Source organism: Amycolatopsis sp. NPDC057786 (assembly GCF_042797905.1).
Taxonomy (GTDB): domain Bacteria; phylum Actinomycetota; class Actinomycetes; order Mycobacteriales; family Pseudonocardiaceae; genus Amycolatopsis.
In genome coordinates this window covers 1-8,017 of record NZ_JBHVKW010000178.1, presented here as the reverse complement: position 1 = coordinate 8,017, position 8,017 = coordinate 1, and the positions used below count along the sequence as shown (strand labels likewise).

At 70.7% G+C, this 8,017-nt stretch carries 7 protein-coding genes; 5 read left to right on the top strand and 2 right to left on the bottom strand.

The annotated features are described in order from the left end of the window. Window positions 1–58: 58 nt before the first annotated feature. Together ACFVM3_RS41325 and ACFVM3_RS41320 are read right to left on the bottom strand one after the other, a co-directional pair. Window positions 59–424, bottom strand: coding sequence for an SSI family serine proteinase inhibitor (locus tag ACFVM3_RS41325; protein ID WP_378445302.1), 366 nt, complete (start codon window positions 422–424; stop codon window positions 59–61). 59 nt (window positions 425–483) lie between these two features. Then, window positions 484–2,106, bottom strand: coding sequence for a PucR family transcriptional regulator (locus ACFVM3_RS41320; protein ID WP_378445300.1), 1,623 nt, complete (start codon window positions 2,104–2,106; stop codon window positions 484–486). Window positions 2,107–2,249: 143 nt separating this feature from the next. On the opposite strand from ACFVM3_RS41320, the gene ACFVM3_RS41315 reads away from it, so the two are divergent. From ACFVM3_RS41315 to ACFVM3_RS41295, 5 genes are all read left to right on the top strand, one after another. Beyond that, window positions 2,250–3,746: a CoA-acylating methylmalonate-semialdehyde dehydrogenase gene (locus ACFVM3_RS41315; protein ID WP_378445298.1), complete on the top strand. Its 1,497-nt coding sequence runs from the start codon at window positions 2,250–2,252 to the stop codon at window positions 3,744–3,746. A 384-nt stretch (window positions 3,747–4,130) separates the two neighbouring features. Beyond that, entirely contained in the window at window positions 4,131–4,724 is a 594-nt protein-coding gene (locus ACFVM3_RS41310; protein ID WP_378445296.1) for a DUF1707 domain-containing protein, read from the top strand. Between the two features lie 81 nt (window positions 4,725–4,805). After that, window positions 4,806–5,831 carry a heat-inducible transcriptional repressor HrcA gene (gene hrcA, locus ACFVM3_RS41305; RefSeq protein WP_378445294.1) on the top strand — a complete coding sequence of 342 codons (1,026 nt, stop codon included), beginning with the start codon at window positions 4,806–4,808 and terminating at the stop codon, window positions 5,829–5,831. A gap of 42 nt (window positions 5,832–5,873) precedes the next feature. Continuing rightward, window positions 5,874–7,037 carry a molecular chaperone DnaJ gene (gene dnaJ, locus ACFVM3_RS41300; RefSeq protein WP_125676153.1) on the top strand — a complete coding sequence of 388 codons (1,164 nt, stop codon included), beginning with the start codon at window positions 5,874–5,876 and terminating at the stop codon, window positions 7,035–7,037. A 3-nt stretch (window positions 7,038–7,040) separates the two neighbouring features. Beyond that, a complete protein-coding gene (locus ACFVM3_RS41295) occupies window positions 7,041–7,793 on the top strand; it encodes a 16S rRNA (uracil(1498)-N(3))-methyltransferase (RefSeq protein ID WP_378445292.1) in 753 nt (250 codons plus the stop codon). Window positions 7,794–8,017: the final 224 nt, after the last annotated feature.

Here is an 8,017-nt window from a genome sequence, read left to right as displayed (position 1 = left end):
AGCCACTTTCGCAACCTTCAACGTTGCGAAAGTGGCTTTCGCAACTCCCTGGGAGCGGTCAGAAGGTGAAGACGCCGGCCGACTCGGCGTCGGCGACGCAACGGTTGGCGTAGGAGGTGCGGTAGGTGACCGGTTCGCCGCGCCACTTGCCGACCGCGGAGACGTCCACCGGGGCGTACTCGAGGGTGCAGGCCCGCGGTTCCGGGCGGAGCCTGTCGAACTCTCCATCCACTTCGGACAGTTTTGCGCAGGCGTTCCCGCGCGCGGGGTGGGAGCCCCCGGTGGGCCCGCAGGTGAGCGAGACGGTGCCGACCCTGCCTCTGGTGTCGTGACTGGTCAGCTGAAACGTGGATTCGGCGGGTTGCGCGGGGGCCATACAGGCCAGCGCGAGCACGCAGGCGCCGATCGGTTCGAAGAAAGCCATATCAACCCTATCGGCTGACGTGACCCGGTGACTGTGTTCCACGCTCGGGTGAGATTTGCTCACTCGGACGTGTGGTCGTCCGCTTTTCGAATGTCGTGGGCGAGCAAAGCGACATAAAGCGAGAGCATCGACTCCGGATCTTCGAGCCGGACCCCGAGGACCTGCTCGATCCTGGCCAGCTGCTGGTAGTAGGCGGTGCGGGAGGTGTGCGCGGCGGCGGCCGCCGCCGACTTGTTGCCGCCGTGCTCGCAGTAATGCCTCAACGCCTGGACGAGTCTGCTGCCCTGCGCGGCGTCCCGGCTCAGCAGCGGGCCGAGCTCCCGCGCGGCGAACGCGGTGATCCGTTCGTCGTCCGCCAGCAGATGCAGCAGCCCGCGCAACCGGACGTCGTCGAGCCGGTGGACCACCCGTTCGACGTCTTTGGTGAGCGCCGCGGCGGCCACCTGCGCGGCTTCGACGAGCGTCCGGCGCGCGTCGGCGGGCCCACCGCCCGTGGTCCCGACCGCGACCACGGCGGGTGCGCCGGCGCGGGCCTCGTGGACGTCGGTAGCCAGCCGCTTCAGTACCGCGTCGACCCCTGCCTCGGGCGACAGCGCGATCAGCGCGCGCACCTGGGTGTCGTCGGCGGCCACCAGCGCGGACACCTTGGCGTGCCGGGCGGCGAGCACGGTCGCCTCGGCGAGTTCCCGCAGCAGCACCGGAGTGGACTGCGCGGCTTTGCTGGTCACGGTGATCCGCGGCCGCACGGAGACCCCGACGAGCAGCCGTCCCGTCAGCGGGACACCCAGCGCCGAGGCCCGCGCGGTCAGTTCGGCGGGCGGCACCGGGTTCGCCAGCAGTTCGGTCAGGATCGCGCGGTGCGCCTGGCGTTCGAGGGAGTCGGTGTCCTTGGCGACCAGCCGGTGCACCGCGAGCGCGGACGCGGCGCGTTCGGCGACCACGACGTTCCGGCGCGGCGGCGGATCCCCGCAGACGACGACCAGCCGCCCCCAGTCGTGCCCGCGCGCGCCGACCACGGTGATCAGCCAGCCCGCGCCAGGGTGGTAACCGGTCCGCTCGCCGACCTGCACCGGCCGCGACCGGGACGGCCAGCCGGGCAGCAGGTCACCGGGGTCGGTCCCCGCCGTGTCGTAGGCGAGGACCTCGTGCGACAGCGTCTCCAGCACGACGGGATGTTCGGTGAGCCGCGCGACCTCGCGCAGGATGTCGCCCGGCTCGGCCCCGGCGACCGTCAGCGCGGTGAAGGTCTCGTGGACCCGCTCCGCCGCACGGAGCTCGTCGACCTGGGCGTCGACGATCAGCCCGTTCACCGCCTCGGTGACCGACACGAAGCGCGTCTCGCGCGAAAGGGTGATCAGCGGGACACCGTGCCGGTCCGCGGCGTCGACCAGCGCGGGCGGCAGCTTCTCACTCCAATGCCGGACCAGTTCGACCACGATCCCGGCGACCCCGACGCCGGCCAGATCGGCGACGTACCTGGCGAGCGCGGCGCCGTCGTCCGGCAGCGCGACCCCGGTGGTGAGCACGAGTTCCCCGCCGCGCAGCAACGGGGCGATGTCCGCGACCTCGGCGACGTGCGCCCAGCGGACCGGCGCGTCCAGCCCCGCCGCCCCCGCCACCACATGGGGCCTGCCCTGACGCAGCACCGGCAGCGCGAGCACCTCGGCGACGGTCGGGTACATCGGCCTCCCACCCGGTTCGGCAACGCTGGAGACAGACTGTACGGCCGGGACCGGGAGTCCGTACACGTTGCCGATGGCGTCGGTGTGGCGCGCACGCCCAGACTCGACCGGGAGCAGGCATCCGGACCAGGAAGGCGGACCTCGTGACCGACCGCATCACCCATTGGATAGACGGCAAGCCGTACGAAGGCGTGAGCGACCGATCCGGTGACGTATTCGATCCGGCCACCGGCCAGGTGCGGGCGAAGGTCGCCTTCGCCGCGCAGGACGACGTCGACGCCGCCGTCGCCGCCGCGTCCCGGGCGCTGCCGGGCTGGCGCGGGACGTCGCTGGCCGGGCGGACGCGAGTGCTGTTCGCCTTCCGTGAGCTGCTTTCGGCGCGGCGTCACGAGCTGGCGAAGATCGTCACGAGCGAACACGGCAAGGTCGAATCCGACGCGGCGGGCGAAGTCGCGCGCGCGATCGAGAACGTCGAGTACGCCTGCGGTGCCGCGCAGCTGCTCAAGGGCGGGTTCAGCGAGAACGCCTCCACCGGTGTCGACGTCTACTCGATCTCGCAGCCGCTGGGCGTGGTCGGTGTGATCTCGCCGTTCAACTTCCCGGCGATGGTCCCGCTGTGGTTCGTGCCGAACGCGCTCGCCTGCGGCAACACCGTCGTGCTCAAGCCGAGCGAGAAGGACCCGTCCGCGGCCGTGTTCATCGCGGACCTGTTCGCCGAGGCGGGCCTGCCCGACGGTGTCCTCAACGTCCTGCACGGCGACAAGGTGGCCGTCGACGGGCTGCTGGAACACCGCGACGTCAAGGCGATCTCGTTCGTCGGGTCGACGCCGATCGCGAAGTACGTCTACGAAACCGGGACCAGGCACGGGAAACGCGTGCAGGCGCTCGGCGGCGCGAAGAACCACATGGTCGTGCTCCCGGACGCCGACCTCGACCTCGCCGCCGACGCGGCCGTCTCGGCGGGCTTCGGCTCGGCGGGGGAGCGGTGCATGGCGGTGTCGGTCGTGGTCGCGGTCGACCCGGTCGGCGACGAACTGGTCGCGAAGATCGCCGAGCGGATCAGGCGGCTCCGCGTCGGCGACGGTATGCGGCCCACCTCGGAGATGGGGCCGCTCGTCACCGCCGCCCACCACGAACGCGTCGAGTCCTACGTCGGGGCGGGCGTGGACGCGGGCGCCAGGCTCGTCGTCGACGGCCGCGGCGTCGAGGTCGACGGCGAGGACGGCGGGTTCTGGCTCGGCCCGACGCTGTTCGACCACGTCACGCCGGAGATGTCGATCTACACCGACGAGATCTTCGGGCCGGTGCTGGCGGTCGCGCGGGCCGACGGGTACGACGCGGCGCTGGAGCTGATCAACGGCAACCCCTACGGCAACGGCACCGCGATCTTCACCAATGACGGGCGCGCGGCGCGGCGGTTCCAGAACGAGGTCGAGGTCGGGATGGTCGGCGTGAACGTGCCGATTCCGGTGCCGGTCGGCTATTACTCGTTCGGCGGGTGGAAGGATTCGCTGTTCGGGGACAGCCACGCGTACGGGCCGGAAGGGTTCCATTTCTTCACGCGGACGAAGGTCGTCACTTCGCGGTGGCCCGATCCTTCGCAAGGCGGGGTGAACCTCGGGTTTCCGCGCAACAGCTGACGCTCAGCGCTCTCGCCCGCTCAGGTCGCGAAGCCTCCTCGGCGGATTCGTCTTTGTTCCCCTACCAGTGTGGTCGGCGGTCGAGTGTCCCCGATGCGGCATGGGGGACACTGGGCGTCTCCGATGCCACATCGGGGGCACCGAATGAGCGGCCCGTGCCCCGGGGGAAGCCACCGGCTGGAGCCGCGACTCCGGGCGAGTTGGTAGTAGGCCTTCACGGCCGGGACACTCGGGGTGGATCCGGGTCGCTTCGCGCGAGGCGGAAAGGGTTTTGTCATTACCGTCAGTGCGGAGAAAACGAATTCCCTCATGGCCGTCATGGCTTTCCATCCGGTCGCCGGGGATTGGCCGGAGTGATCGCCGATTCCGGTTAGCATCGCGGTCATGCCAGAATCGATGCGAGTGGCCGATTCCGATCGCGAAAAGGTCGCGCGACTGCTGTGCGAAGCCATGGGCGCGGGACGGATCACCGCCGGTGAACTGGAAACGAGGCTGGACGCCGTCTACGCGGCCAAGACCTTCGCGGAATTCGATCCCGTCGTCGCGGATCTGGCCCCCGGCCCGCTCGCCCTGTCCCACGCCGGCGACGAAGGGCAAGGCGGGCGGCGCTCGTTCGCCGTCATGTCCGCCACGACGCGGCGCTTCGCCGGACCACTGCCGTCGAACCATGTCACCCGCGCGTTCTGGGGCAGTGTGCGCCTCGATCTGCGGCACGCCCGGATCGGCGGCGGGCCTTGCACGATCAGGGCGGTGGCGGTCATGGGCGGCGTCAAGATCGTCGTCCCCGAGGATTTCGACCTCGACGTCCGTGGCCTCGGCCTGATGGGCGGATTCGGCACCGGCCGCGGGACGGGGCGACGGCGGACGGTGACCGGCGCGCCGGTGCTCCGCGTCACCGGTTTCGCCTGGTGGGGGTCGGTGAAGGTGATTCGAAGGCCGGCGGAGTCGCGGCGGCGCTCCCTCCGCGGGCGCGGCTGACGGCCCCAAAGAAGTCCGGTGGCCCCCTGGGCACTTCGCCTTCCGTAAACTCGTTGTGAGGACGAGCCGAGGGAGGTGCGGGTGGCCAACGCGGAAGAACGCCGATTCGAAGTGCTGCGCGCGATCGTCGCCGATTACGTCTCCAACCAGGAGCCCGTCGGGTCCAAGGCGATCGTCGACAGACACAACCTCGGGGTGTCCAGCGCCACGGTCCGTAACGACATGGCGGCGCTGGAGGAAGAGGGCTACATCACACAGCCCCACACCAGTGCGGGCCGGATCCCCACCGACAAGGGATACCGCCTGTTCGTCGACCGGATCGCCGAGGTCAAACCGCTCAGCGCGGCCGAACGCCGGGCCATCACGGCCTTCCTCGACAGCGGCACCGACGTCGACGACGTCCTGCGCCGCTCCGTCCGGCTGCTCGCACAGCTGACCAGGCAGGTCGCGGTCATCCAGTACCCGATGATGACCAACTCCGCCGTCCGCCACCTCGAAGTGGTGCCGCTCACTCCCGCGCGGCTGATGCTGGTGCTGATCACCGATTCCGGCCGCGTCGACCAGCGCACCGTCGACCTCGGGGACATCATCACCGAGGAGAACGTCGCCAGGCTGCGCACGGTGCTCAACGGGGCCTTGGCGGGCCGCCGTCTCTCCGAGGCCGCGGCGGCGGTCGCCGAACTGCCCGAGAAGTCGCCGGGCGACCTGCGCGACAGCCTCACCCGCGTCTGTACCGTGCTGGTGGAATCGCTGGTCGAGCACCCAGAAGAGCGGCTGGTGCTCGGCGGCACGGCCAACCTCACCCGCAACGTGTCGGACTTCCCCGGATCGCTGCGGCAGGTGCTGGAGGCGCTCGAGGAGCAGGTCATCGTGCTCAAGCTGCTCGCGGCCGCCCGCAACCCCGGTGCGATCAGCGTGCGCATCGGTGAGGAAAATGAGGACGAGCAGATGCGCAGCACCTCGGTGGTGTCCATCGGCTACGGGATGGACGACATGCTGCTCGGCGGGATGGGCGTCGTCGGGCCGACCAGGATGGACTACCCGAACACCATCGCCGCGGTGCGCGCGGTGGCGAACTACGTGGGGCAGATCCTCGCCGGTCGCTGAACGCGGCGGTGAGGTCGAAGTCAGAAGGAGAAGGCGAAGACGGTGGCGAGGGACTATTACGGCATTCTCGGGGTTGCGAAGAACGCGACGGATCAGGAGATCAAGCGCGCGTATCGCAAGCTGGCCCGTGAACTGCACCCCGACGTCAACCCGTCGGAAGACGCTCAGCACCGGTTCGGCGAGGTGACCACCGCGTACGAGGTGCTGTCCGATCCGCAGAAGCGCAAGGTCGTCGATCTCGGCGGCGACCCGATGGACGGCGGCGCCCGCGGCGGCGGCGGAGACCCGTTCTCGGGCTTCGGCGGCCTCGGCGACATCATGGACGCCTTCTTCGGCGCCGCCGGAGGTGGCGGCGGCCGTGGCCGTGGCCCGCGCAGCCGCGTGCAGCCCGGCTCCGACGCGCTCATCCGCCTCGGCCTCACCCTCGAGGAATGCGCCACCGGCGTCGACCGCGAGATCACCGTCGACACCGCCATCGTCTGCGACCTGTGCCGCGGCGCCGGCGCGGCCGAAGGCACCGGCACCAAGACCTGCGACACCTGCGGCGGCGCGGGCGAGGTCCAGTCCGTGCAGCGGTCCTTCCTCGGCCAGGTCGTCACGGCCCGTCCGTGCCCGGTCTGCCGCGGCTTCGGCGAGGTCATCCCCGACCCCTGCCGTCAGTGCGGCGGCGACGGCCGGGTCCGCGCCCGCCGCAACGTCACCGCCAAGATCCCGCCGGGCGTCGGCGACGGTATGCGCATCCGCCTCTCCGGACAGGGCGAGGTCGGCCCCGGCGGCGGCCCCGCCGGCGACCTGTACGTCGAGATCGACGAGGCACCCCACGAGGTGTTCGTCCGGCAGGGCAACGACCTGCACTGCAACTTCCGCATCCCGATGACCACCGCCGCCCTCGGCGCCACGGTGCCCATCGAGACGCTCATCGACGGCGACTACGAACTCGACATCGAGCCGGGCACCCAGCCCGCCACCGAACTCGTGCTCACCGCCAAGGGCATGCCGCGGCTGCGGTCCTCCGGCCGCGTCGACGGCCGCGGCGACCTGCACGTCCACATCGACGTCGTGGTGCCGACCAAACTCGACGACGCCCAGCGCGACCTCCTCGTCGAACTCGCCCAGCAGCGCGGCGAAGACGTCCCTTCGCTCGCTTCCAACGGCTCCAAGCCCGGCGGGTTGTTCTCCAAGCTGCGCACCAAGAACCACCGGTAACCCGTGCCCGAGACGACACTGCCGGTCTTCCTCACCGCCGCGCTGCCCGGCTCCGGGCGCACCACGCTCGACGGTGAGGAAGCCCGGCACGCCGCCACCGTCCGCCGCCTGCGCGTCGGCGAACGTCTCGTGCTCTCCGACGGCGAAGGCGGCATGGCGCGCTGCGTCGTCGAAGCCGTCCAGGCCGGCCGCGACGCGGCGCTCACCCTCGCCATCGAAGAACACTGGATCGAGGAACCGCCCGCCCTGCGCGTCATCGTCGCCCAGGCACTCGCGAAGGGCGACCGCGGCGAACTCGCCGTCGAACTCGCCACCGAAGCCGGCGCCGACGCCATCGTCCCCTGGCGCGCCGCGCGCAGCGTCGCCCGCTGGGAAGAAGGAACCCGCGGCGACAAAGCCCTCACCCGCTGGCGCACCACCGCCCGCGCCGCCGCCAAACAAGCCCGCCGCGCCCACGTCCCCGAAGTCACCGAAGCGGTCACCACGCGCGAACTCGCCGAACTCGCCCAGACCGTTTCCCGCGCACTGGTCCTCGAATCCGGCATCACCACCCGCCTCACCGAGATCGAACTCCCGGCACAAGGCGACATCCTCCTCGTCGTCGGCCCCGAAGGCGGCGTCACCGACGACGAACTGAGTACCCTCACCGACGCCGGCGCGACCGCCATTCGGTTGGGCCCCACCGTTTTGCGCACCTCCACCGCCGCCGCGGTGGCACTCGGGGCCCTAGGGGTTCTCACGGAACGCTGGAAGTGAAAAAACACCCCCTAATTTGCGGCGAGTTATGGCGCGATCACACAAACAGCCGTTACTCTCGTTAACTGACGCGCAACACACGGTTTCGGCGCGCCACTGGGGATGAAACCCAGTCGCGCGCGTGAATCCCCGCCGGGCACCTCCCCCCTCGGTCCGGCGGAGCCGCGGCGGCGGTGGAGCGACCCCCAGGCTCCACCGCGCCGCGGCATCTTCATTTCGGGGGC

What these genes read in the sequence shown, in the direction of transcription:
- ACFVM3_RS41320 (WP_378445300.1), bottom strand. Translation starts at nt 2,106, where the DNA reads ATGTACCCGACCGTCGCCGAGGTGCTCGCGCTGCCGGTGCTGCGTCAG.
- ACFVM3_RS41325 (WP_378445302.1), bottom strand. Translation starts at nt 424, where the DNA reads ATGGCTTTCTTCGAACCGATCGGCGCCTGCGTGCTCGCGCTGGCCTGT.
- ACFVM3_RS41310 (WP_378445296.1), top strand. Translation starts at nt 4,131, where the DNA reads ATGCCAGAATCGATGCGAGTGGCCGATTCCGATCGCGAAAAGGTCGCG.